This is a genomic window from Pseudomonas sp. H1_D05, from assembly GCF_054682705.1.
The window spans coordinates 3,432,247-3,455,202 of record NZ_CP162825.1; the positions used below are offsets into that span (position 1 = coordinate 3,432,247).

The window sequence follows — 22,956 nt, forward strand, 5'->3', positions numbered from 1 at the left end:
CGACTCTAACCGGCTAACCTTTCACTAACCTTTCAGCTGACTTTCAAGGTTTTCGGGCTTCACAGCGGCGGTTGCGGCTGTAAACTCCGCGGCAAAGCGTGGCGTTGGCCATTCCTGAACGAGGTAAAAATCCATGCGTGTTCTGCTCGTCGAAGACCATCTGCAACTGGCCGAAAGCGTTGCACAGGCGCTCAAGAGCACCGGTCTGACCGTGGATGTGTTGCACGATGGCGTGGCTGCCGATCTGGCGCTGGGCAGCGAGGAATACGCCGTAGCGATCCTCGATGTCGGCCTGCCGCGCATGGACGGTTTCGAGGTGCTCGCGCGTTTGCGCGCACGCGGCAAGAATCTGCCAGTGTTGATGCTGACGGCGCGCAGCGATGTGAAGGATCGCGTCCATGGCCTCAATCTGGGCGCCGACGATTACCTCGCCAAACCGTTCGAGCTGACTGAACTGGAAGCACGGGTCAAAGCTTTGCTGCGCCGCAGTGTCCTCGGTGGTGAACGCCAGCAGCGCTGCGGTGTGCTGGCCTACGACCTCGACACCCGGCGCTTCACCCTCGGCGAAGAGTTGCTGACGCTGACGTCCCGCGAACAAGCGGTGCTGGAAGCGCTGATCGCCCGGCCGGGGCGGGTGATGAGCAAGGAGCAACTGGCGTCCCAGGTATTCGGCCTCGACGAAGAGGCCAGCCCCGATGCTATCGAAATCTACGTGCACCGCTTGCGCAAGAAACTCGACGGCCAACCGGTGGCGATCGTGACGTTCCGTGGTCTGGGTTATCTGCTGGAAAGCCGCGATGCATAAGCCCAGCAGCCTGCGCTGGCGTTTGCTGTGGAACCTTGCATTGCTGCTGGTGGTGCTGATGCTCGCCAGCGGTTTGAGCGCGTACTGGAATGGTCGCGAAGCCGCCGACACCGCGTATGACCGCACGTTGCTGGCCTCGGCGCGGACCATCGCTGCGGGCCTGTCGCAGCGTGACGGCACACTGAGCGCCGATGTGCCCTACGTCGCACTCGATACCTTCGCTTACGACAGCGCCGGGCGGATTTACTATCAGGTCAACGATATCCATCAGAAGCTGATTTCCGGCTACGAAAACCTCCCCGGCCCTCCACCGGGGACGCCGCGAACGGACAGTTATCCCGCGTTGGCGCGCTTCTACAACGCCACCTACAACGGTCAGAACGTGCGCGTGGTCAGTCTGCTCAAGGCGGTGACGGAGCCGAACATGAATGGCATGGCGGAAATCCGCGTGGCCGAAACCGACGAAGCGCGGGTGAGCATGGCGCGCAGTCTGGCCGCCGATACCTTGCTGCGTTTGGGCATGTTGGCGATTGGCGCGTTGTTGCTGGTCTGGTTCGCGGTCAGTGCGGCACTGCGCCCATTGGAGCGCTTGCGCACGGCGGTGGAAGAGCGTCAGCCCGACGACTTGCGCCCGTTGCCATTGGTTGAAGTGCAACATGAACTGTGGCCGCTGGTGCGCGGGCTTAACCACTTCACCGAGCGCTTGCGTGGCCAGTTTGAGCGACAGGCGCAGTTCATTGCCGATGCCGCCCATGAGTTGCGTACGCCTTTGGCAGCGCTGAAGGCGCGGCTTGAGCTGGGCCTGCGTTCCAATGATGCCGAGGTCTGGCGTTCGACGCTGGAGTCCTCCGCACAAAGCACAGATCGCCTGACGCATCTGGCCAATCAGTTGCTGTCGCTGGCGCGGGTCGAAAACGGCGCCCGGGCGATTGCCGAGGGCGGCGCGCAGTTGCTCGATCTGAGTCAGTTGGCCCGAGAACTGGGCATGGCCATGGCGCCACTGGCGCACAAGCGCGGGGTGGCCCTGGCGCTCGAGGCGGACGAACCGGTGTGGCTGCGCGGTGAACCGACGTTGTTGAATGAGTTGCTGAGCAATCTGGTGGACAACGCCTTGGCGCACACGCCATCGGGCGGCAACGTGATTTTGCGGGTGACGGCCCCGGCGGTGCTGGAGGTTGAAGATGACGGCCCGGGGATTCCGCTGGAAGAGCGCGATCGGGTGTTCGAGCGCTTCTATCGGCGCAATCAGCAGGTGGCGGGTTCAGGCTTGGGCCTGGCGATTGTTGGCGAGATCTGCCGGGCGCATCTGGCGCAGATCACCTTGCATGATGGCGAGCAGGCGGGGTTGAAGGTGCGGGTCAGTTTTATTGCCGGGTAATTGTGGTGGTTTGCTGGCCCCTTCGCGAGCAAGCTCGCTCCCACTCTGGAATGCACTCCAATGTGGGAGCGAGCTTGCTCGCGAAGGTCGCGCCTCGGTTCCGGATCAATAAAACATCGTCCGCGACTCTTCCAGATCTTCACACAGCGCTTTGTTTTCCGGATCAATCCCAAGCTTTCTGAACGCCGGCACGCTCAGTGGATCAATCCGCGCAAACGGGTGGTCAGTGCCCTTGTGGCAATACAGGCTCGCCACCTGCACCAGATCGACATAGTCAATAGCAGTCGAGTCGCGCTTGAAGTCCTGATAGCGCCCCGGCAACTCCACCAATCGTTCCGGAAACTCCCACACGCGCAGCAACTTGTCGCCGAGCAACGGGTGAATATGGTCGATCACATGGTTGAGGCTGACCGGATCCGACAGCAGCTCATAATGATCTTCGGCGTAAGTCAGAATCGGCAGTACCCCGATCTGATGCACCAGCCCGCCAAGGGCTGCCTGATCGGGCTTGAGTTGCGTGTAGCGGCGGCACAACGCGTAACTGACCCCGGCAATTTCCAGGCTCTTGCGCCAGACTTCGCGCATCTTCTGTTCGACCACTTCCGAGCGGGCGTGAAAGATCTGCTCCATCACCAGGCCGATGGCCAGGTTGCTGCTGTAGTTGATGCCCAGCCGGGTGATGGCTGTGTGCAGGTCGGTGACTTCCTGCGCGGCGCGCAGCAGCGGGCTGTTGACCACTTTGATCAGGCGCGCCGACAGTGCCGTGTCACGGCCGATCACTTTGCTCAGGTCGCTGACGCTGATTTCCGGGTCTTCAGCGGCCTTGCGAATCTGCAGGGCCACTTCCGGCAACGTGGGCAGAACCAGGTCATCGTTATCGATGGCCGCAACCAAATCCTGTTGGACTTTTTCCGCCAGTTCGCTCATTTAAACTCTCTAGGGTGTTGCAACAAATGCTGCGATCAGCGCTGGATTTCGCGGTCGCGATCCAGTTCGTAGGGCAGGTCGAGCAGATGCAGCGCGGGACCTTCGAGGGTGCCCAGATGCAAATCACCGGCTTCGGCAGCTTCGGCCTGCAGCACCGCCAGGAGTTCAATGTTTTGCCCGGCCTTGGCGGCCAGCACCACTTCGCCGATGGCGCTGTTGTGGCTCGGCGCAAACAGTTGTGTGCCAGGTTCCGGCAAATCAGCAGCGTCCAGGCTCAAGCGGTACAGACGACGCTTGAGTTTGCCCAGGTACTGCATGCGCGCGACGATTTCCTGGCCGGTGTAGCAGCCTTTCTTGAAACTCACGCCGCCGACGGCCTGCAGGTTGAGCATCTGCGGGATGAACAGCTCGCGAGTGCTTGGCATGACCTGACCGATACCGGCGCGGATCTGGCCCAGAAGCCATTGATTCAGCTCGGCTTCAGGCAGGGCTTCGGACAATTTGGCTTTGATCGCGTCAGCCTGATCGGCCGGTGCCCAGAGTTCGGCGCGGTCGGGCGAGACGCGGATCGCGATCAGGTCATCGTGACGCACAACGCTGTCGGTTTCCGCCGGCAGGTCCAGACCAAGACCGATCAAGGCACTGTCGCCGTGCTCCAGGCCGAAGCGTACCCAGGCGGCGCTTTCGTCGGTCAGTTTCGATTTGGAGAACACCGCGTACTTTTTCAGGTCCGCCAGTTGCGGCTCCAGCAGCTCGCTGGCCATCGCCAGGACCACGCCGTCACCTTCGAGCAGAATGCGGAAGCTCGACTGCATCCGGCCTTTCTGTGTGCAACGAGCACCGAGGCTGGCGCGGCTGTCGCTCAGGTAATTGAGATTGCAGGTCAACTGGCCTTGCAGGAATTTTCCGGCATCCGCGCCGCGAACCGCGAGAACGCCTTCATGAGACAGGGTGCAGAAAAAAGCAGAATCGGCCATGGGTCTTCGCAGGGTAAATAGACTGGGGCACATCATAAGGGCGCGTTGGTGAAATGGGTAGTTGATAAAGGATCGGTGGTGCCCGACCAAAGCCGACTGTGCGACCCGCCTCGGCGCTGTATACTTGCCGCCAAATTTGAGGAGGGCTCCATGGTCGAACAAGTTGAACTGAATCGCCTCTTTTGGCACAGCCGTCGCGGCATGCTTGAGCTTGACGTGTTGCTGGTGCCGTTCGTGAAGGAGGTCTATGCAGACCTGAATCAGGTGGATCGCGATCTGTATGTCCGTCTGTTGACGTGTGAGGATCAGGACATGTTCGGTTGGTTCATGGAGCGCAGCGAGTCTGAAGATCCGGAGCTGCAGCGCATGGTTCGCATGATCCTGGACCGTGTCCAGCCCAAGTAACACGTTCGAATGCCGCTGGCATGCCTCACGGCAGTTGCTGGCGGCGTATCTGTTGGCCCAGGCGTTCGCACTGGGTTCGTTGTTCCTGCTTTCTATTCCACTCTGGGCAAGTTTGCTCGGGGCTTTTGGCTGTCTGCTTCATGGATATTGGGTGTTGCCTCGGCAGATTCTGCTAAATCACCCTCAGGCGTTTCGCGGATTGCGCCGGGACGCCGATGGCTGGCAGTTATGGAATCAGGCGGATGGCTGGCAAGCCGTGCAGTTGAGGCCGGACAGCCTGGCGCTGCCGTTGATCGTGGTGTTGCGTTTTCGTCTGCGTGGGGAATGGCGGGTCAGATCAATCTGTGTGCCACGGGACTCGCAGGCGGCGGATCTGCACCGGCGCCTGCGAGTGCGGCTCAAGTTCAGCCGGCGTAGGTGGGCGGCACCAGAATAGTGTCGAGTGCCTCAGGCAACAGGTCGGGATAGTCGAGGGTGTAATGCAGGCCGCGACTTTCCTTGCGCTCCATGGCTGAGCAAATCATCAGTTCGGCGACTTGTGCCAGGTTGCGCAGTTCGATCAGATCGCGACTGACCTTATAGTTGCTGTAGAACTCGTCGATTTCGTCCAGCAGCAGGCGCACACGGTGCTGCGCCCGTTGCAGGCGCTTGTTGGTGCGCACGATGCCGACGTAGTCCCACATGAACCGCCGCAGTTCATCCCAGTTGTGCGCGATGATCACGTCCTCGTCGGAGTCGGTGACCTGGCTGGCGTCCCAGACGGGCAGGGCGCTTGGCGCGGCGACATCGTCCAGTTGCGCGAGAATGTCCGCCGCCGCCGAACGGGCATAGACGAAACATTCCAGCAGCGAATTACTGGCCATGCGGTTGGCGCCATGCAGGCCGGTGAAGCTGGTTTCGCCGATGGCATACAGCCCCGGCACATCGGTGCGACCGTTCTGATCGACCATCACGCCGCCACAGGTGTAATGCGCGGCCGGGACGACCGGGATCGGCTGTTTGGTGATGTCGATGCCGAATCCCAGGCAGCGCTCATAAACAGTCGGGAAGTGACTTTTAATGAACGCTTCGGGTTTGTGGCTGATGTCGAGATACACGCAGTCAACGCCCAAACGCTTCATTTCATGGTCGATGGCCCGGGCGACGATGTCACGCGGTGCCAGCTCGGCGCGCTTGTCGAAGCGGGACATGAAGCGTTCGCCATTGGGCAGCTTCAAATGGGCGCCTTCGCCGCGCAGGGCTTCGGTGATCAGAAAACTCTTGGCCTGCGGGTGATACAGGCAGGTCGGGTGGAACTGGTTGAACTCCAGGTTCGCCACCCGGCAACCCGAACGCCAGGCCATGGCGATGCCGTCACCGCAGGCGCCGTCGGGGTTACTGGTATAGAGATAGACCTTGGCAGCACCGCCCGAGGCCAGAATCACGAAGCGTGCACCGTAGGTGTCGACTTCGCCAGACTTGCGGTTGAGTACGTAGGCGCCGAGGCAGCGTTCGCCTTCCATGCCCAGGCGTCGTTCGGTGATCAGGTCGACGGCGACCCGCTGCTCCAGCAGTTCGATATTCGAACGCTCTTTGGCCTGGGCCAGGAGGGTTTTGAAGATGGCAGCGCCGGTGGCATCGGCCGCATGGATGATGCGGCGGTGACTGTGGCCACCTTCGCGGGTCAGGTGAAATTCGAATCCGCCGTCTTCAGTGCCGGACTGATCGTCGCGGGTGAAGGGCACGCCTTGGTCGATCAGCCACTGGATGGCCTCTCGGCTGTGCTCGACGGTGAAACGCACTGCGTCTTCGTGGCACAGACCGCCGCCGGCGTTCAGGGTGTCGTCGACGTGGGATTCGACAGTGTCGGTGTCATCCAGCACAGCTGCGACGCCGCCCTGGGCCCAATAGGTGGATCCGTTGGCGAGATCGCCTTTGCTCAATACGGCAATGCGCAAGTGACCCGGCAGGGTCAGCGCGAGACTCAAACCGGCAGCACCGCTGCCAATGACCAGAACATCATGTTGGAATTGTTGGCTCATTACAGGATTCCGCTCAAAGCGACCCGGGTCGGGGGTGGTGCAGGACTGCCGGATCGGCGAGTCAAGACAGCCACACAGCCCACTAGTATATAGAGGGGGGAGCGGCACAATAGCCGGGCCGATATGGCATTGTGAAACTACTGTGACCGAAAAAACCGTGTGCTTCGTCGGAAGTTTTTCTCACCCGTTTGGGGAAAAGACGACTGTATCGGTGCTGAAACAGCCTTTTTCTGCACAGGGTCGCCCAATGTCAGGTGGTGAAGGCTATAAATAATTGGAACTTTTGCCAAAGGCCCAAGATCAATAGTCGGTGCCAGAGATAAGGGACAGTGTCGGCTTCAGTGCGGAATCTGCGGTTGGATTCCTGCCGGCGAAACCGATGACAAGATTATTCGCGCAGCCGGTTTATCCCGAGCTGCGCTTTTCGTGCGTGCCAAATCAGAGCCCGCAGGAAACTTGCCTGGAGGGGGAGAACTTTTGCGAAAAGCCCGAGTCTATGTTTGCAAGTCTGGTCGTTTAGTTATGCAAGTCTCCTTCGGGCTTATCGAGGAGTGTTCATGCTAACCCAGGAAGAGGATCAGCAGCTGGTCGAGCGCGTTCAACGCGGCGACAAGCGAGCTTTCGATCTGTTGGTGCTGAAGTATCAGCACAAGATTCTCGGGTTGATCGTGCGTTTTGTGCACGACACCCATGAAGCCCAGGACGTGGCTCAGGAAGCCTTTATCAAGGCGTATCGAGCACTTGGAAACTTTCGCGGCGACAGTGCGTTTTATACGTGGCTGTACCGTATTGCCATTAACACGGCAAAGAATTACCTGGTTTCACGCGGCCGCCGGCCGCCGGATAGCGATGTAAGTTCCGAAGATGCAGAGTTCTACGATGGCGATCATGGCCTCAAGGATCTCGAGTCACCAGAACGTGCACTGCTGCGGGATGAGATCGAAGGCACTGTCCATCGAACCATTCAGCAACTGCCAGAGGATTTGCGTACGGCGTTAACTTTACGTGAATTCGATGGTCTGAGTTACGAGGACATTGCGAGCGTCATGCAATGTCCGGTGGGTACCGTGCGCTCCCGGATTTTCCGCGCCCGGGAGGCCATCGATAAAGCCCTGCAGCCGTTGTTGCAGGAAAACTGAGACAGCGGCGACAGCCAAGAGAGGAACGCCATGAGTCGTGAAGCCCTGCAGGAATCGCTGTCCGCAGTGATGGATAACGAAGCGGACGAACTGGAATTGCGTCGAGTGCTCAATGCACTGGATGATGTTGATACCCGTGAGACCTGGGCTCGTTACCAGATCGCTCGGGCAGCCATGCACAAGGATCTGCTGCTTCCACGTCTGGATATCGCTGCGGCAGTGTCTGCTGCACTGGAAGACGAAACGGCTCCGGCCAAAGTATCTCGCAGCCCATGGCGCAATCTTGGCCGTCTGGCTGTTGCAGCCTCGGTGACTGTTGCCGTTCTGGCCGGTGTTCGTCTGTACAACCAGGACGAAATCGCTGGTGTCGAACTGGCTCAGCAATCCAATCAGCCAACCCTGGCCACCCCACAGGTCAAAGGTCCGGCTGTTCTGGCAGGCTATAGTGAAAGTTCGGAAGCCACTGGCCCTATGGCCAACGGCGTACTGCAAGGTCAGCCAGGCTGGCATGATCAGCGTCTGCCAGGCTACCTGCGTCAGCACGCACAACAGGCCGCACTGAAAGGCACTGAAAGCGCGTTGCCATACGCACGTGCAGCAAGTCTGGAAAACCGTTAAGGAGGATCATGCGCGCCATACCTCTACTTTCGCTTCTGCTCAGTGGCTGGTTCATAGTTCCAGCCCACGCTGATGAGGCCCAGGACTGGTTGACCCGTCTGGGCCAGGCCGAGCAGCAGCAAAGCTTTCACGGCACTTTCGTATACGAGCGTAACGGTAGCTTTTCTACCCATAACATCTGGCATCGCGTCCAGAATGGCCAGGTTCGCGAGCGTTTACTCCAGCTCGACGGTTCGGCGCAGGAAGTCGTGCGCATTGATGGACACACTCAATGCGTCAGCGGCACCCTGATTGCCGGTCTGGGGGATTCCCCCAACTCAGCCGCTCGTCCTCTCGATCCGCAAAAGCTGAAAAACTGGTATGACCTTGCCGTCATCGGCAAATCGCGCGTGGCTGGGCGAGACGCAGTGATTGTATCGCTGACGCCTCGCGATCAGCATCGTTACGGTTTTGAATTGCATCTGGACAAGAAAACGGGTTTGCCGTTGAAGTCGTTGCTGCTGAACGACAAGGGGCAGTTGCTCGAACGCTTCCAGTTCACCAGTCTCGATACTGACGAAGTCCCGTCGGACAAAGATTTGCAGGCTGATGCCGACTGTAAAGCGATAACGCTCGACAGCGACAAGGCTTCGGCGGTCAAGACCGCTCAGGTCTGGCATTCGGACTGGCTGCCGCCGGGTTTTGAACTGACCAGCAGCACCTCGCACAAGGACCCGGAAACCAAGACTCAGGTCAACAGTTTGCTGTACGACGACGGCTTGGCACGTTTTTCGGTTTTCCTTGAGCCTTTGAACGGCGCAACCGTCACTGACACCCGCACGCAACTGGGTCCAACCGTTGCCGTTTCACGTCGCCTGACAACGCCTGAAGGCGAGATGATGGTCACCGTGGTTGGTGAAATTCCAATTGGCACTGCCGAACGAATTGCTCTGTCGATGCGAAATACCGATGGCACTGCAACCAGTAAGCAGTGAGCTGATTTCAGTCATTACCACGTCTTCATCGAGACGTAGATGAAATGTTTGCTGAGCATTTTCATTTGCAAATACCCCGAAAATTTTTTATAGGTCAGAGCCTCACGGCTCTGGCCTTGTTTGTTGTTGCCGGAACAAAAATGCCGGTCGGTGGTTTCCGGCGTTCCTTGCTCCATATCGCTTAACCCTGCTCGTCGTAACGGGAGCTGTATGTCGATACCAAGTTTGAAATCCTATCTCTCCATTTTCGCCACTGTGCTGTTGCTCGGTCAGGCGGTGCCTGCGGCGCAAGCGGCCGATCTGCCTGACTTCACCCAATTGGTCGAACAAGCTTCGCCAGCCGTGGTGAACATCAGTACCACGCAGAAACTGCCGGATCGCAAAGTGAACCAGCAGATGCCTGATCTGGAAGGCCTGCCGCCGATGCTGCGCGAGTTCTTCGAGCGCGGCATGCCGCCTCAGCAGCGTTCGCCGGGTGGTGGTGGTCGTCAGCGTGAAGCGCAGTCGCTGGGTTCGGGCTTCATTATCTCCCCGGATGGCTACATCCTGACCAATAACCACGTAATCGCCGATGCCGACGAGATCCTCGTCCGCCTCGCCGACCGCAGTGAAATGAAAGCCAAGCTGATCGGCACCGATCCACGCTCCGACGTGGCCTTGCTGAAAATCGAAGGCAAGGATCTGCCGGTGCTCAAACTCGGCAAATCCCAGGACTTGAAAGCCGGTCAGTGGGTCGTGGCAATCGGTTCGCCGTTTGGCTTCGACCATACCGTGACTCAAGGCATCGTCAGCGCCGTTGGCCGCAGCCTGCCGAACGAAAACTACGTGCCGTTCATTCAGACCGACGTGCCGATCAACCCGGGCAACTCCGGTGGTCCGCTGTTCAACCTGAACGGTGAAGTGGTCGGCATCAACTCGCAGATCTACACCCGTTCGGGTGGTTTCATGGGCGTGTCGTTCGCGATCCCGATCGACGTGGCAATGGATGTGTCCAACCAACTGAAGAGCGGCGGCAAGGTCAGCCGTGGCTGGCTCGGCGTGGTCATTCAGGAAGTGAACAAGGATCTGGCCGAGTCGTTCGGTCTGGATAAACCGGCCGGCGCGCTGGTTGCCCAGATTCAGGATGACGGCCCGGCAGCCAAGGGCGGCCTGCAAGTCGGCGACGTGATCCTGAGCATGAACGGTCAGCCGATCGTCATGTCTGCTGATCTGCCGCATCTGGTCGGCGCACTGAAAGCTGGCGCCAAAGCCAATCTGGAAGTGATTCGTGAAGGCAAGCGCAAGAATGTCGAGCTGACCGTTGGCGCGATCCCTGACGAAGACAAAGAGCTGGATGCACTGCCGAAGTCCGGCACTGAAAGCACCAGCAACCGCCTCGGTGTGTCGGTGGGCGAGCTGACCGCCGAGCAGAAGAAAACCTACGACCTCAAAGGTGGTGTGGTGATCAAGGAAGTGCAGGACGGTCCTGCGGCGCTGATTGGTCTGCAGCCAGGTGACGTGATCACGCACCTGAACAACCAGGCCATCGGCTCCACCAAGGAGTTCGGCGAGATCGCCAAGGCACTGCCGAAGAACCGTTCGGTGTCGATGCGCGTTCTGCGTCAAGGTCGTGCCAGCTTCATCACCTTCAAACTGGCTGAATAATCCAGCGCTAAGGTAAAAAAGAAACCGCCTCGAAAGAGGCGGTTTTTTTATGCCTGAAGCTTTTGTCTGGACGGCAGGAGGCTTAGCCCATCATGTCCTTGACCATCCGCTCCTGTTCCATCAGCTCACGCTGGCGGGCATCGATGCGTGAAGACAGCGGGAAGTTGCTGCCCGCCTTGCGCTTGGCAAAATCGAGTTGCTGGATCGCCTGGCGATAATCGCCAACCAGCGCGAAATACTCGGCCCGCGCCTGGTGCAGGCCAATGATGTTCCCCGACAAGCCACGGGTTTCGGCGACCTGATACCAGACATCCGGATCATCCGGGCGGGATTTGAGTAATGCTTCCAGCGCCTTCTCGGCATCCGGCGCGCGATTCTGTTTCAGCAGCAGATCCACTCGAACCTGATTCAGCGGATAGTTGCCCGGATATTGTGTAAGCATCCGGTCCACACGGGACTGTGCATCCGGCAAACGATTATTGGTGATGTCCAGATCGACTTGGGCAAGGTTGTAGATGATTTCGTTCGGCGATGTCGCCAGCAATTGCTTGAGATTCTCGCGCGCTTCATTCAACTGGCCACCCTTGATCTGCGCAATCGCCAGACCGTAGCGCGCCACATCGTTCTTCGGGTTTTCATCCAGCTGCGCACGGAAACGCTTGGCGCCCAGACCCGGGGTTTCTTCGTAGATCAACTGCACGCGCGCGCGGATCAATTGATAGCGCTTGGAGTCTTCAATGCCGCCCGGTTTGGCTTGTTCGGCACGGTTGCGGGTGTCGGCAATACGCGATTCGGTCACCGGGTGAGTCAGCAGGAATTCCGGTGGCTTGGCGTCGAAACGGTATTGACGCATCAGGCGTTCGAACATGGTCGGCATCGAGCGCGGGTCATACCCGGCCTTTTCCAGATTGAGGATGCCGATGCGGTCGGCTTCCTGTTCGTTCTGCCGGGAGAAGGTGCGCTGCGACTGAATCGCCGCTGCCTGCGTACCGGCGATGGTCGCAATACCAGCGTCACCGCCACCGGCTGCGGCGATGACGATCCCGGCCAGCAGCGCGGCCATCATCGGCACCTGCATTCGTTGCGATGCCTCGACGCCACGCGCAAAGTGGCGTTGCGACAAGTGCGCCAGTTCGTGCGCCAGTACCGAAGCGTATTCACCTTCGGTCTGCGCATTGAGGAACAAACCGCCGTTGACCCCGACCACGCCGCCCGGCGCCGCAAAGGCGTTGAGCTGCGGGCTGTTGATCAGAATGAATTCAAGACGTCGGTCAGTGACTTGACTGGTCTCCACCAGCTTATAGACGCTGGACTCGACGTAGTCCTTGAGCTGCGGATCGTTGAGCTGTGAAACCTGGCTGCGCAACATCGCCAGCCAAGCGCGGCCAAGCTGGTATTCCTGTTGCGGCGAGACAATGGCAGAACTGGCGTCGCCGAGTGACGGCAGATCGTCGGCAAAGCCTGGTGAGGCGAGCAGGCAAGCGAGCGTCAGCAGGGTAGGGCGCAGAAAAGTCATGCACAAAGCCTTAGAAGACAAAGACCTTACTGTAGCCGGACACCGAAGCTGCGACCAGATATTCTAGGCAGCTCGAAGACCTGAACCGGAGTGACGCAATGACTGACGCTGTAGCCCATGACGTGGAACTGGACGCCAGTGGCCTGAATTGTCCGTTGCCGTTGCTCAAGGCGAAAATGGAGCTGAACAAGCTTCAGAGTGGCGCCGTCCTCAAGGTGATCGCCACCGATGCGGGCTCGCAACGCGACTTTCGCACCTTTGCCAAATTGGCCGGTCATACGCTGCTGCGCGAAGAAGACGAAGCAGGTGTTTACCGTTACTGGTTGAAAAAGGCCTGAAATCGACAGCGTTACAATCTAAGGATTATTGATGTTCAAAGTGTTACGCGACTGGATTCAGCGCTATTTCTCCGATGAGGAAGCGGTGGTGCTGGCGGTGCTGCTGGTTCTCGCCTTCACGGCCGTGCTCACCCTCGGCGGCATGCTCGCGCCGGTGTTGGCGGGGATGGTGCTGGCGTATCTCATGCAGGGCCTGGTGGTCACGATCGAGCGTCTGCGCGTGCCGGGTGGTGTGGCGGTAGGATTGGTGTTTGCGCTGTTCATGGGCGTGCTGATGCTGTTTATCCTTGTGGTGTTGCCGTTGCTCTGGCATCAGTTGATCACCCTGTTCAATGAGTTGCCGGGCATGCTCGCCAAATGGCAGTCGCTGCTGTTGCTGCTGCCGGAACGCTATCCGCACCTGGTGTCCGATGAGCAAGTGTTGCAGGCGATCGAGGCGGCGCGTGGCGAGATCGGCAAGTTCGGCCAGTGGGCGCTGACGTTCTCGCTGTCGAGTCTGCCGCTGCTGGTGAACATCATGATCTACCTGGTGCTGGTGCCGATTCTGGTGTTCTTCTTCCTCAAGGACCGGGTCATGATCGGCGAGTGGGTGCGTGGCTACTTGCCGCGTGAGCGCGCGCTGATCACTCGGGTTGCGCAGGAGATGAACCGGCAGATCGCCAACTATATTCGCGGCAAGGTCATCGAAATCGTGATTTGCGGCGGCGTGACCTACATCGCGTTTGTCGCTCTCGGACTCAACTATGCGGCGCTGCTGGCGTTGCTGGTCGGTGTGTCGGTGGTGGTGCCGTATGTGGGCGCGGTGGTGGTGACCGTGCCGGTGCTGCTGATTGCGCTGTTCCAGTGGGGCTGGAGCGATCAGTTCATTTATCTGATGGCGGTCTACGGGATCATTCAGACACTGGATGGCAATGTGCTGGTGCCGCTGTTGTTCTCGGAGGCGGTCAATTTGCACCCGGTGGCAATCATCTGTGCGGTGCTGTTGTTTGGCGGGTTGTGGGGATTTTGGGGCGTGTTCTTTGCGATCCCGCTGGCGACCCTGTTCAAGGCAGTGCTGGATGCGTGGCCGCGCAAGGAACCGGTGGTGGCGCCACTGCTCTAGTGGTTGATCCCGATTATTCGGTGAAGTCAGGGCCCATTCGCGATCAAGCTCGCTCCCACACTGGATCTGTGGCGTTCACAAGTCCAATGTGGGAGCGAGCTTGCTCGCGAAGGCGTCAATGAGGGCGACGCAAAGCCATCAGGCTTTATTCAAGTCCTGCGCAGCGGCCAAAACAGCATCCACATGCCCCGGCACTTTCACGCCACGCCATTCCTGACGCAGCACACCGTCCTTATCAATCAGAAACGTGCTGCGATCTACGCCCAGGTATTCCTTGCCGTACAGCTTCTTCAGCTTGATCACGTCGAACAATTGGCAGACGGCTTCGTCCTTGTCGCTGATCAGCTCGAACGGAAACTCCTGCTTGCACTTGAAGTTCTCGTGGGACTTCAGGCTGTCGCGGGAGATACCGAAAATCTCGGTATTGGCGGCCTTGAATGCGGCGTATTGATCACGAAAGCCCTGGCCTTCTGTGGTGCAACCCGGGGTGCTGTCCTTCGGATAGAAATAGATCACCACTTGCTTGCCCTTGAGGGCAGACAGGCTGACAGTCTGCCCGCTGGTGGCAGGTGCTGCGAAATCGGCAACCGGTTGGTCGATGACAACGGCCATGAAAGTTTCCTTACATTGGGTTCTGTGGGCGCCAAGGCTCGATCAGTGCGTCCAGGTTCATCGCGTCGGAGAAGTCGAGGAACTGGTCGCGCAGCCAGCTGATCTGGGTGCCGGCGGGCAGGGTCACGGTAAATGTGGCGTTGAGCATGGTGCCGCCGGTCTGCGGCGCCTGATACGTGTCGCAGGTCAGGTTTTCCAGTTCGACGTTGTGATCCATGAAGAACTGGCACAGCTCATTGATGATGTCCGGGCGATACGCCGAGCTGACATACGCCACGTACGGCAGGGCCTGCGGACGATTTTCCAGCGGCGCGCTGCGCACCACGTTGGCGGTGAAAGCGTGTTTCTTGGCCAGGCCCGGCAAGCTGCCTTCCAGGCGGGCGAGGGCATCCCAACTGCCGGAGACCTCGAGGACCAAAGCGCTGCACTCGCCGTGGCGAGTCAGGCGTGAAGTAACCACGGCGCAGCGATTTTCATGGCTGGCGCGGCACAGGACGTTAGTCAGCTCCATGGGGTTGGCGCCGAGGGCACTGATGACAAGGAATTGTTCGCGAACTGTGGGGGTGGACATGCAGCATTCCTAAAGCGATGAGCGGTCGGTAGGTTTACGGGCGTTGGCCACCGGGGAGTGCCTGTTCTGGCTGTCCGTACAAAGAGGCCCGGCAAGCGCTCGCGGCTCGCTCCACTATAGCGGGAGCGCGTCGATGCGACGCAGGAACGGGGTCTGGGAGGCCGTAAAAGGAGGCTGGAACCCGGCGTACAAGCTGATCAGTACCGATCAAAGTCTGAAGGGTAGCGAAAAGCGGCGCCAAGGGGAATGGCGGCAGCGCAGTACTTCGCTTGTGCAAGCATCTTGGCGCCAGTACCATTACCGCTCTCTTTTTCCGGCAGGAGCGGTTTCATGATTGCGGGCAGTATGGTGGCACTGGTCACTCCCATGGATGCACAAGGGCGTCTTGACTGGGACAGCCTCAGCAAACTCGTGGACTTCCATCTCAAGAACGGCACCCATGCCATTGTCGCGGTCGGTACTACCGGCGAGTCGGCAACCCTTGATGTAGAAGAACACATCGCCGTCATCAAAGCCGTAGTCAAACAGGTTGCCGGGCGCATTCCGGTCATCGCCGGCACTGGCGCCAACTCGACCCGCGAAGCTGTCGAGCTGACCCGCAACGCCAAGGAAGCCGGTGCCGACGCCTGCCTGCTGGTGGTTCCGTACTACAACAAGCCGACTCAGGAAGGTCTGTACCAGCACTTCAAGCACATCGCTGAAGCGGTCGACATTCCGCAGATTCTCTACAACGTTCCTGGCCGCACGTCTTGCGACATGCAAGCAGAGACCGTGATCCGCCTGTCCACCGTGCCGAACATCATCGGTATCAAGGAAGCCACCGGCGACCTGAAGCGTGCCAAAGCAATCATCGATGGTGTGAGCAAGGATTTCATCGTGCTGTCCGGCGATGATCCGACCGCCGTTGAGCTGATCCTGCTGGGCGGCAAAGGCAACATCTCGGTGACGGCGAACGTCGCGCCGCGCGAAATGGCCGATCTGTGCGAGGCTGCGCTCAAAGGCGACGCCGACACCGCACGGGCGATCAACGAAAAACTGATGCCACTGCACAAAGACCTGTTCATCGAAGCCAACCCGATTCCGGTGAAGTGGGCTTTGGTGGAAATGGGCCTGATGCACGAAGGCATCCGCTTGCCACTGACCTGGCTGAGCACACCTTGTCACGAAACGCTCCGCTCGGCCCTGCGCCAGTGCAGCGTCCTGGTTTAATTGAGGAAGTACAACGCATGAAGCGAATGGCCGGACTTTCCGCACTTGCCTTGATTATCTCCAGCACCAGCGGCTGCGGATGGGTCTGGGGGCCGGAAGGTTATTTCCGCGACCGTGGTAGCGATTACCTGCAAGCGCAACAGACTGCACCAATGCAACTTCCACCGGAAGTCAGCACTTCCAAGCGTCTGGATCCGCTGTTGCCGATCCCGCGTAACGTTGCTGATGACACCGAGAAGGGCGAATACATTGTGCCGCGTCCTCAGCCGCTGTCGGCCGTTGCCGATGCCAGCGATTACTCGCTGCAGAAGAGCGGTGACTCTCGCTGGGTCGTGGCCCAGCACCCACCGGCCGAAGTCTGGCCAGTGGCGGTGCAATTCTTCCAGGACAACGGTTTCCGTCTGGATGAACAGCGCCCGCAGACCGGCGAGTTCACCACCACCTGGCAGCATTCCGACGAACTGTCCGCGGCCATGGCCAAGCGCCTGAGTGCAGCCGGCATCGCCAGCGACAGCGAAACCCGTGTGCGTGTGCGGATCGAGCCGGGCGTGCAGCGCAACACCAGTGAAATCTACGTGGTCAGCGCCGAGCGTCCTGCCGGCAGCACGGCCGACGTGGCCTTCACCAACCGTTCGGTCAACACTGGCCTGGACGCAGCGCTGGTCGACGACATGCTCGCGAGCATGAGCCGGATCTCCGAGAAGGGCGGTTCGGTGTCGATGCTGGCCTCGCGTGATTTCGATACGCCAAGCCGTGTCAGCCTCAGCGAAGACGGCAGCGGCAACCCGGTGTTGAACGTCGGTAACGATCTGGATCGTGCCTGGTCGAGCGTTGGCCGTGCACTGGAACAAGGCGAATGGCGCGTTGAAGACATCAACCGTAGCCTGGGCCTGTACTACATCAACCTGGCCGAAAAAGCCGAGAAGAAAGACGACAAGCCTGGTTTCTTCAGCAGCCTGTTTGGCAGTGCGCCGAGCAAGGAAGAAGTTGAAGCCCGTGCCGAGCGTTATCAGGTTCGCCTGAGCAAGGTTGGCGAGAACATTCAGGTGACCGTCGAGAAAAACATCAACACCGTCGCGCCGGCTGAAGTGGCACGCAAAGTGTTGAGCGTGATTCAGGACAACCTGGGCTGATCAACCATGCGTTTTGCCGTTCTCGGCAGCGGTAGCCAAGGGAACGGCACGCTGATCGCCAGTGCTGATACGTATGTGCTGGTGGATTGTGGTTTTTCCCTGCGGGAAACCGAAAAACGCCTGTTGCGCCTGGGTGTGAACCCGGCGCAACTGAGCGCGATACTCGTAACCCACGAACATGCCGACCACGTGCATGGCGTGGGTTTACTGTCTCGGCGCTACAATCTACCGGTCTACCTCAGTCGCGGCACACTGCGCGGGATGCGCAAACCGATTGAACCCGCAGGCTTTCTGGCCGGCGGCGAGCAACTGCAGATCGGTGCACTGAGCATCGGGGTCATTGCCGTGGCCCATGATGCGCAGGAACCGACCCAGTACGTTTTCAGTGATCACCAGCAGCGGCGCTTCGGCCTGCTGACCGACCTGGGTTCCTACTGCGAGCGGGTGCTGGATGGTTATCGGGACCTCGATGCATTGATGATCGAGTCCAACCATTGTCGCGACATGCTGGCCCGTGGTCATTACCCGTACTTTCTCAAGCAGCGGGTGGGCGGCGAGCTGGGACATTTGAACAACCATCAGGCGGCATTCCTGGTGTCCGAGTTGGGCTGGCAGGGCTTGCAACACCTGGTCCTGGCCCATCTGAGCAGCAAGAACAACCTGCCGCAGCTGGCCCGGCAATGTTTTGTCGACACCCTCGGGTGCGACCCGGACTGGCTGCAACTGGCCGATCAAGATTCAGGGCTCGACTGGCGCCACATCGCCTAGCCCACCTACTTAGCAAGCGGAGCCCATCATGGAAAAACGTGAAGAACTCTACCGCGGCAAAGCCAAATCGGTTTACAAGACCGACGACGCTGACCGCTTGATCCTGCTGTTTCGCAACGACACCTCGGCGTTCGACGGCAAGCGCATCGAGCAGCTCGACCGCAAAGGCATGGTCAACAACAAGTTCAACGCCTTCATCATGCAGAAACTCGAAGCGGCCGGCGTACCGACCCAATTCGACAAACTGCTGGCCGACAACGAAGTGCTGGTCAAGAAGCTGGACATGATCCCGGTCGAGTGCGTCGTGCGTAACTACGCCGCTGGCAGCCTGGTCAAGCGTCTGGGCGTCGAAGAAGGCCTGAAGCTCAACCCGTACACCTTCGAGCTGTTCCTGAAGGACGACGCCAAGGGCGACCCGTTCATCAACGAATCCCACGTCGTGGCCTTCGGTTGGGGCACCGCCGAGCAACTGGCGCGCATGAAAGAACTGTCGCTCAAGGTCAACGAAGTCCTGACCAAGCTGTTCGATGACGCCGGCCTGCTGCTGGTCGACTTCAAGCTTGAATTCGGCGTGTTCAGCGACGGCTCCATCGTCCTCGGTGACGAGTTCAGCCCGGACGGCTGCCGTCTGTGGGACAAGGACACCAAGAAGAAGATGGACAAAGACCGCTTCCGTCAGGGCCTCGGTGACGTTATCGAAGCCTACGAAGAAGTCGCCAATCGTCTGGGTGTACCGCTTTAATCGACGCAAGCATCTGATAGCACGAAGAAAATTTCGAAAGAGGGTTTGCTTTCGGTAAAAGTGTTGTTATGATGCGCGCCGTTGGAGAGATGCCAGAGTGGCCGAATGGGACGGATTCGAAATCCGTTGTACCTTCACCGGTACCTAGGGTTCGAATCCCTATCTCTCCGCCATTACATAGAAAAAGCCCCGTAGATGAAAATCTACGGGGCTTTTTCGTTTCTGCGAATCCAGTATTAGTGGCGATAGCGCTGAAGCGCGTCGTGCATGGTGAGGTCCTCGGCAGAGAGGCAATTTAAGTAAACACAGCCTCTGCCGACATTAGGGACACAACGCTCACAGGACTCACCGACCCATTTAAAGCCGCGCTCGCAGAGTAGGGGCTGTCATTATTGGCCAGCGATCGGCCGCCAAATCACACCTGTCGTCGTTTATCCTCTGTCCAGTCATGAGGCCAGCGCTCTCACTAAAGTGGATACTTGCTCACCTCGGCCGTGAAAGGCGCATCCAGCGAGTTCCAGCCACGCTCCCTATTTGAATTGGTTTGAATATGAAAATTCCACCATCAGCCCAAGGTGCTCACCGCGTTTCTGAACGTCAGTCCGTCAGGTCAGGCAGCAGCGCCGCACCCCACGTCGAAGACTGCGAAGTGCTGGTTGCGCAGCCGCCAGCGTTCGAGGATGGCGAGCCGCCAGTCGGCGTGGTTATCCATGCGTATTACCCCGAAGTGCTGAAAGATATTCTGCGTCGTTTGATTAAACAGACTGAACGCCTGCACCTCTACGTAACCTGCGTAGCCGGTCGTGAAGATGAGATATGTGCTCAGCTGACGGCCAGCACATTGAGTTTTTCGCTATACCGGGTGCCGAATCACGGCAGGGATGTTTTGCCGTTTCTGCGGGTGCTGCCGTTCTTGCGTGCCGACAATATCCGCACGCTGGTCAAGCTGCACACCAAGCGTTCGCTGCACTTGGGCGGGGCGATCGATTGGGGCGTTGAACTATTCGATGATCTGCTGGACCCGGTACGATTCAGTCGAGCGCTGGAACACCTGGCCGACCCGGTGCATGTGCCGATGCTGGGTCCTCAGCGATACCTGGTGCCAGTCACCCGATTCCTCAGCGAAAGCAACCGCGCGTTGCTTGTCACCCTGGCCGAGCGTGGCGGTATTGAGCCGCAGGGCATCAACGAAGCGGATTATTTTGCCGGCACCATGTTCTTTGCGCGCATTGAAGTGTTTGCGCCTTTGGAGCGGATTCAACTGACGGGCAGCGATTTCGAAGTTGAAAGTGGCCAGCTCGACGGCACCCTGGCACACACGTTAGAGCGTTTTTTCGGCGTTCTGGCGAATGTTGGCCGGCAGCAGCGCAATATCGACCTTTATCAGCGCTGGCTGGCGAGTCGGCAACTGGCCGCCGTCGAGGTCGAAGGTTTGCCCGCGCGACTGGCGAGCTGGCCGCGGCAACCGGATGTGTTGTTGGTGTTGACCGACACTACGGGTGATATCGGACTGTTGCGTTCGAGCCTGGAAAGCATTGACCGCCAGCTTTATCGGGCGGCGGCCATCGTGGTGCTCTCCAATGCCGAACCTGTAGGCGTGACGCCGGCCGATAATCTGGTCTGGCTGCCGTTGGCCGAATCGTGGCCGAGCCAGCTCAATGAACTGTTGCAGGAGATCGACGTTGACTGGTGGTACCTGTTGCGTGGCGGAGACGAACTGGATCCCCACGCGCTGCTTTTGCTCGCCGAAGGCATCGCGCTCAATCCCGGTGTCAGCGCATGCTACAGCGATGAAGACTCACTGACCGCTGAAGGCTGCCAGAGTCCGGTATTCAAGCCGGATTTGAATCTGGATATGTTGCGCAGTTATCCCTATGTCGGCCGCGCACTGGCTTTCAGTCGCGAGGCCGCGCTGTCTGCCGACGGCTTTGATCCAGCCTTCAGCGAACTGGCGCCCCATGATTTGCTTTTTCGGCTGATTGAAACTCACGGTCTGGGCACTGTCGGGCACCTCGCGGATGTGCTGGTGCATCAGGCCATCAATTTCCCTCAGTGGCTCGGTGAACCGCAAGTCATCGCGAACTCGGCAGCCATCGTCGGGGCGCACTTGCAGCGTCTGGGCGTGGCGCATGAGCTGCTGGCCGGACCTTTGCCAATGGCGAATCGTGTGGTCTACCAACATGCGGAACAGCCGCTGGTGTCGATCCTCATTCCCACCAAGGACTGCCTGCCGATGCTGCTGCGCTGCATCGAAAGCATCATGGAGAAAACCAGCTACACGAATTACGAACTGATCATCGTCGACAACAACAGCGAAACAGCCGAGGCCCGGGACTGGTTCAACGGTATGGAGCTGTTGAACAATCCCAAGGTGCGCATCCTGCGTTATCCGCACCCGTTCAACTATTCGGCGATCAATAATTTTGCGGCCAGTCATGCCCGCGGCGATTACCTGGTGCTGCTCAACAATGACACGGCGATCATTGATGGCGACTGGCTTGGTGCACTGCTCCATCACGCCCAGCGGCCGGAAGTGGGGATAGTGGGCGCCAAACTGTTATTCCTCGACGGGACTGTTCAGCATGCAGGTGTGGTACTCGGGTTGCGTGGTGTTGCAGACCACCCGTTTATCGGCGATTCAATGCAGTCCAACGGCTACCTTCACCGCTTGCATCTTGATCAGAACTACAGCGCGGTCACCGCCGCCTGCCTGATGATCAGCACCGAGCTGTACCAGCAAGTGGGGGGGATGGACGAGGTCGGCCTGGCCGTTTCCTTTAACGATGTGGATCTGTGCCTGAAAGTCGGCCAGGCTGGACGGCTGATTGTCTGGACGCCCTATGCGCTGCTCGTTCACGAAGCCAGTGTGAGCCAGAACAACGTCGACACGACCAAGGAAGAAGCCAAGCGCAAACGGTTCAAGGGCGAACAGTCGGTGATGTACCAGCGTTGGCTTGCGCAAATCGCCAACGATCCGGCCTACAACCGCAACCTGACCCTGGAGGGCAGTGGCTTTTCCTCCAAATACCGTACCGACACTGATTGGCACCCGTTTGCCAGTCGTGAGTTGCCTCATGTGCTGTGCCATCCTCTCGACTCTTTCGGCAGCGGACACTACCGCGTGCGTCAGCCTTTCGCTGCCCTGAAAGCTGCGCAACTGATCGGCGGAACGGTAAGCGACGAGGGACTGCAACCGACAGAACTGGAGCGCATTGCGCCGGACACGATCATTTTCCAGGGACAGCACACAACGCCTCATCTGGAGTACATGCAGGACACCAAGGCATTCTCCAGGGCGTTCAAGATTTACGAGCTGGATGACTATATTCTTGACGTGCCCGCTGGCAACTTGAACCACGAATTGCTGCCCAAAGACATCACCAAACGCTTGAAGAAAGCCGTAGGGCTGTGCGATCGGTTGGTGGTGTCTACCGAGCCGCTGGCCAATGCGCTGAAGGGCTTCAATGCCGACATCCGGGTGATGGAAAACCGTCTGCCGAGCCATTGGTGGAGCGACCTGACCAGCCAGCGCCAACAAGGCCGCAAGCCTCGGGTTGGCTGGGCCGGCGGCTCGAGTCACAGCGCCGACCTGCAAGTCCTTGCCGAAGTGGTTCGTGCGCTGGAAGGAGAAGTTGAATGGGTATTCATGGGGATGTGCCCACCCGCACTGCGTCCCTATGTCCATGAGTTCCATAGGGGGGTGAGTATCGAAAAATACCCGCAAAGACTGGCTGAGCTGAACCTCGACCTGGCTTTGGCACCTCTGAAAGACAACTTTTTCAACGCCTGCAAAAGCAATTTGCGCTTGTTGGAATATGGCGCCTGTGGTTTCCCCGTGATCTGTTCGGACATCCCTTGTTATCGGGGTGATTTCCCGGTGACGAGGGTCAGGAACCGTTCGCAAGACTGGATTGCCGCTATTCGCGAACATCTGGCTGAGCCCGATGCCAGCGCCAAGGCTGGAGACGCCCTGCGCAGCGTTGTACTCAATCAGTGGATGCTCAAGGACGAACATCTGTTGGCATGGCGAAACGCCTGGCTGGCGGACTGAACAAGAGGCCAGCGTTGCGCGCTGCT

Annotated in this window: 22 protein-coding genes and 1 tRNA gene; 16 read left to right on the forward strand and 7 right to left on the reverse strand. The window is 59.1% G+C overall.

Annotated elements, in window-relative coordinates; all coding sequences use genetic code 11:
• Nucleotides 1-133 precede the first annotated feature (133 nt).
• Together AB4O11_RS15450 and AB4O11_RS15455 are read left to right on the forward strand one after the other, a co-directional pair.
• Nucleotides 134-805, forward strand: a complete 672-nt coding sequence (locus AB4O11_RS15450; RefSeq protein WP_007911422.1) for a response regulator — start codon at nt 134-136, stop codon at nt 803-805.
• Complete coding sequence (locus tag AB4O11_RS15455) at nt 798-2,183, forward strand: sensor histidine kinase (protein WP_093438385.1); 1,386 nt, start codon at nt 798-800, stop codon at nt 2,181-2,183. Before AB4O11_RS15450 ends, AB4O11_RS15455 begins: the two co-directional genes overlap by 8 nt.
• Before the next feature lie 105 nt (nt 2,184-2,288).
• Here AB4O11_RS15455 and AB4O11_RS15460 read toward each other — a convergent pair whose 3' ends face one another.
• Complete coding sequence (locus tag AB4O11_RS15460) at nt 2,289-3,110, reverse strand: HDOD domain-containing protein (RefSeq protein ID WP_093438380.1); 822 nt, start codon at nt 3,108-3,110, stop codon at nt 2,289-2,291.
• 35 nt (nt 3,111-3,145) lie between these two features.
• Nucleotides 3,146-4,087, reverse strand: coding sequence for a CAF17-like 4Fe-4S cluster assembly/insertion protein YgfZ (gene ygfZ, locus AB4O11_RS15465; protein ID WP_093438376.1), 942 nt, complete (start codon nt 4,085-4,087; stop codon nt 3,146-3,148).
• Between the two features lie 150 nt (nt 4,088-4,237).
• Between ygfZ and AB4O11_RS15470 the strand changes: the two genes are divergently transcribed.
• Nucleotides 4,238-4,492, forward strand: a complete 255-nt coding sequence (locus tag AB4O11_RS15470) for an FAD assembly factor SdhE (RefSeq protein WP_093438371.1) — start codon at nt 4,238-4,240, stop codon at nt 4,490-4,492.
• Nucleotides 4,476-4,928, forward strand: coding sequence for a protein YgfX (locus tag AB4O11_RS15475; protein ID WP_093438367.1), 453 nt, complete (start codon nt 4,476-4,478; stop codon nt 4,926-4,928). The genes AB4O11_RS15470 and AB4O11_RS15475 overlap by 17 nt, the downstream gene beginning before the upstream one ends.
• Here AB4O11_RS15475 and nadB read toward each other — a convergent pair.
• The gene (nadB, locus tag AB4O11_RS15480) at nt 4,897-6,513 is read right to left on the reverse strand and encodes an L-aspartate oxidase (protein WP_460090120.1); all 1,617 of its coding nucleotides are present in this window, start codon (nt 6,511-6,513) and stop codon (nt 4,897-4,899) included. The two genes, AB4O11_RS15475 and nadB, sit on opposite strands and share 32 nt — an antisense overlap.
• Before the next feature lie 557 nt (nt 6,514-7,070).
• Here nadB and rpoE point away from each other — a divergent pair.
• Genes rpoE through AB4O11_RS15495 form a run of 3 tightly spaced genes read left to right on the forward strand, consistent with a single transcriptional unit; the run spans nt 7,071 to nt 9,244 of the window.
• Nucleotides 7,071-7,652 (forward strand): RNA polymerase sigma factor RpoE, encoded by a 582-nt coding sequence (rpoE, locus tag AB4O11_RS15485; RefSeq protein ID WP_003172477.1) that lies wholly within the window; start codon nt 7,071-7,073, stop codon nt 7,650-7,652.
• A gap of 30 nt (nt 7,653-7,682) precedes the next feature.
• Nucleotides 7,683-8,270, forward strand: coding sequence for a sigma-E factor negative regulatory protein (locus AB4O11_RS15490; protein ID WP_034153146.1), 588 nt, complete (start codon nt 7,683-7,685; stop codon nt 8,268-8,270).
• Between the two features lie 8 nt (nt 8,271-8,278).
• Nucleotides 8,279-9,244, forward strand: coding sequence for a MucB/RseB C-terminal domain-containing protein (locus AB4O11_RS15495; RefSeq protein WP_093438329.1), 966 nt, complete (start codon nt 8,279-8,281; stop codon nt 9,242-9,244).
• Between the two features lie 14 nt (nt 9,245-9,258).
• Here the strand turns inward: AB4O11_RS15495 and AB4O11_RS15500 are convergent, their stop codons facing one another.
• The gene (locus tag AB4O11_RS15500; protein ID WP_175559653.1) at nt 9,259-9,420 is read right to left on the reverse strand and encodes a hypothetical protein; all 162 of its coding nucleotides are present in this window, start codon (nt 9,418-9,420) and stop codon (nt 9,259-9,261) included.
• 34 nt (nt 9,421-9,454) lie between these two features.
• Between AB4O11_RS15500 and AB4O11_RS15505 the strand changes: the two genes are divergently transcribed.
• Nucleotides 9,455-10,888 carry a DegQ family serine endoprotease gene (locus tag AB4O11_RS15505; protein WP_034153148.1) on the forward strand — a complete coding sequence of 478 codons (1,434 nt, stop codon included), beginning with the start codon at nt 9,455-9,457 and terminating at the stop codon, nt 10,886-10,888.
• Nucleotides 10,889-10,970: 82 nt separating this feature from the next.
• Here the strand turns inward: AB4O11_RS15505 and AB4O11_RS15510 are convergent, their stop codons facing one another.
• Entirely contained in the window at nt 10,971-12,404 is a 1,434-nt protein-coding gene (locus tag AB4O11_RS15510; RefSeq protein ID WP_034153149.1) for a M48 family metalloprotease, read from the reverse strand.
• Between the two features lie 98 nt (nt 12,405-12,502).
• Here AB4O11_RS15510 and AB4O11_RS15515 point away from each other — a divergent pair, with 98 nt between their 5' ends.
• Nucleotides 12,503-12,742 carry a sulfurtransferase TusA family protein gene (locus AB4O11_RS15515; protein WP_007911399.1) on the forward strand — a complete coding sequence of 80 codons (240 nt, stop codon included), beginning with the start codon at nt 12,503-12,505 and terminating at the stop codon, nt 12,740-12,742.
• Nucleotides 12,743-12,773: 31 nt separating this feature from the next.
• Nucleotides 12,774-13,844, forward strand: a complete 1,071-nt coding sequence (locus AB4O11_RS15520; protein WP_093438320.1) for an AI-2E family transporter — start codon at nt 12,774-12,776, stop codon at nt 13,842-13,844.
• A gap of 138 nt (nt 13,845-13,982) precedes the next feature.
• Here AB4O11_RS15520 and AB4O11_RS15525 read toward each other — a convergent pair whose 3' ends face one another.
• Both AB4O11_RS15525 and AB4O11_RS15530 read right to left on the reverse strand, forming a co-directional pair.
• The gene (locus AB4O11_RS15525) at nt 13,983-14,456 is read right to left on the reverse strand and encodes a peroxiredoxin (protein WP_093438315.1); all 474 of its coding nucleotides are present in this window, start codon (nt 14,454-14,456) and stop codon (nt 13,983-13,985) included.
• A gap of 10 nt (nt 14,457-14,466) precedes the next feature.
• Nucleotides 14,467-15,027, reverse strand: coding sequence for a glycine cleavage system transcriptional repressor (locus tag AB4O11_RS15530; RefSeq protein WP_034153153.1), 561 nt, complete (start codon nt 15,025-15,027; stop codon nt 14,467-14,469).
• A 330-nt stretch (nt 15,028-15,357) separates the two neighbouring features.
• Here AB4O11_RS15530 and dapA point away from each other — a divergent pair, with 330 nt between their 5' ends.
• The 6 genes from dapA to AB4O11_RS15560 all read left to right on the forward strand — a co-directional run bounded on the left by dapA (nt 15,358) and on the right by AB4O11_RS15560 (nt 22,930).
• Entirely contained in the window at nt 15,358-16,236 is an 879-nt protein-coding gene (gene dapA, locus AB4O11_RS15535) for a 4-hydroxy-tetrahydrodipicolinate synthase (protein ID WP_093438308.1), read from the forward strand.
• A gap of 17 nt (nt 16,237-16,253) precedes the next feature.
• On the forward strand, nt 16,254-17,369 hold the full coding sequence (gene bamC / locus AB4O11_RS15540; RefSeq protein ID WP_093438304.1) for an outer membrane protein assembly factor BamC: 1,116 nt from the start codon (nt 16,254-16,256) through the stop codon (nt 17,367-17,369).
• A 6-nt stretch (nt 17,370-17,375) separates the two neighbouring features.
• Complete coding sequence (locus tag AB4O11_RS15545) at nt 17,376-18,137, forward strand: MBL fold metallo-hydrolase (RefSeq protein ID WP_099758257.1); 762 nt, start codon at nt 17,376-17,378, stop codon at nt 18,135-18,137.
• Between the two features lie 28 nt (nt 18,138-18,165).
• Complete coding sequence (gene purC / locus AB4O11_RS15550) at nt 18,166-18,879, forward strand: phosphoribosylaminoimidazolesuccinocarboxamide synthase (RefSeq protein ID WP_093438296.1); 714 nt, start codon at nt 18,166-18,168, stop codon at nt 18,877-18,879.
• An 83-nt stretch (nt 18,880-18,962) separates the two neighbouring features.
• A tRNA-Ser gene (locus tag AB4O11_RS15555) sits at nt 18,963-19,052 on the forward strand.
• 377 nt (nt 19,053-19,429) lie between these two features.
• Nucleotides 19,430-22,930, forward strand: a complete 3,501-nt coding sequence (locus tag AB4O11_RS15560) for a glycosyltransferase (protein WP_460127404.1) — start codon at nt 19,430-19,432, stop codon at nt 22,928-22,930.
• Nucleotides 22,931-22,956 lie beyond the last annotated feature (26 nt).

What these genes read in the sequence shown, in the direction of transcription:
- AB4O11_RS15450 (WP_007911422.1), top strand. Translation starts at nt 134, where the DNA reads ATGCGTGTTCTGCTCGTCGAAGACCATCTGCAACTGGCCGAAAGCGTT.
- AB4O11_RS15455 (WP_093438385.1), top strand. Translation starts at nt 798, where the DNA reads ATGCATAAGCCCAGCAGCCTGCGCTGGCGTTTGCTGTGGAACCTTGCA.
- AB4O11_RS15460 (WP_093438380.1), bottom strand. Translation starts at nt 3,110, where the DNA reads ATGAGCGAACTGGCGGAAAAAGTCCAACAGGATTTGGTTGCGGCCATC.
- ygfZ (WP_093438376.1), bottom strand. Translation starts at nt 4,087, where the DNA reads ATGGCCGATTCTGCTTTTTTCTGCACCCTGTCTCATGAAGGCGTTCTC.
- AB4O11_RS15470 (WP_093438371.1), top strand. Translation starts at nt 4,238, where the DNA reads ATGGTCGAACAAGTTGAACTGAATCGCCTCTTTTGGCACAGCCGTCGC.
- nadB (WP_460090120.1), bottom strand. Translation starts at nt 6,513, where the DNA reads ATGAGCCAACAATTCCAACATGATGTTCTGGTCATTGGCAGCGGTGCT.
- rpoE (WP_003172477.1), top strand. Translation starts at nt 7,071, where the DNA reads ATGCTAACCCAGGAAGAGGATCAGCAGCTGGTCGAGCGCGTTCAACGC.
- AB4O11_RS15490 (WP_034153146.1), top strand. Translation starts at nt 7,683, where the DNA reads ATGAGTCGTGAAGCCCTGCAGGAATCGCTGTCCGCAGTGATGGATAAC.
- AB4O11_RS15495 (WP_093438329.1), top strand. Translation starts at nt 8,279, where the DNA reads ATGCGCGCCATACCTCTACTTTCGCTTCTGCTCAGTGGCTGGTTCATA.
- AB4O11_RS15500 (WP_175559653.1), bottom strand. Translation starts at nt 9,420, where the DNA reads ATGGAGCAAGGAACGCCGGAAACCACCGACCGGCATTTTTGTTCCGGC.
- AB4O11_RS15505 (WP_034153148.1), top strand. Translation starts at nt 9,455, where the DNA reads ATGTCGATACCAAGTTTGAAATCCTATCTCTCCATTTTCGCCACTGTG.
- AB4O11_RS15510 (WP_034153149.1), bottom strand. Translation starts at nt 12,404, where the DNA reads ATGACTTTTCTGCGCCCTACCCTGCTGACGCTCGCTTGCCTGCTCGCC.
- AB4O11_RS15515 (WP_007911399.1), top strand. Translation starts at nt 12,503, where the DNA reads ATGACTGACGCTGTAGCCCATGACGTGGAACTGGACGCCAGTGGCCTG.
- AB4O11_RS15520 (WP_093438320.1), top strand. Translation starts at nt 12,774, where the DNA reads ATGTTCAAAGTGTTACGCGACTGGATTCAGCGCTATTTCTCCGATGAG.
- AB4O11_RS15525 (WP_093438315.1), bottom strand. Translation starts at nt 14,456, where the DNA reads ATGGCCGTTGTCATCGACCAACCGGTTGCCGATTTCGCAGCACCTGCC.
- AB4O11_RS15530 (WP_034153153.1), bottom strand. Translation starts at nt 15,027, where the DNA reads ATGTCCACCCCCACAGTTCGCGAACAATTCCTTGTCATCAGTGCCCTC.
- dapA (WP_093438308.1), top strand. Translation starts at nt 15,358, where the DNA reads ATGATTGCGGGCAGTATGGTGGCACTGGTCACTCCCATGGATGCACAA.
- bamC (WP_093438304.1), top strand. Translation starts at nt 16,254, where the DNA reads ATGAAGCGAATGGCCGGACTTTCCGCACTTGCCTTGATTATCTCCAGC.
- AB4O11_RS15545 (WP_099758257.1), top strand. Translation starts at nt 17,376, where the DNA reads ATGCGTTTTGCCGTTCTCGGCAGCGGTAGCCAAGGGAACGGCACGCTG.
- purC (WP_093438296.1), top strand. Translation starts at nt 18,166, where the DNA reads ATGGAAAAACGTGAAGAACTCTACCGCGGCAAAGCCAAATCGGTTTAC.
- AB4O11_RS15560 (WP_460127404.1), top strand. Translation starts at nt 19,430, where the DNA reads ATGAAAATTCCACCATCAGCCCAAGGTGCTCACCGCGTTTCTGAACGT.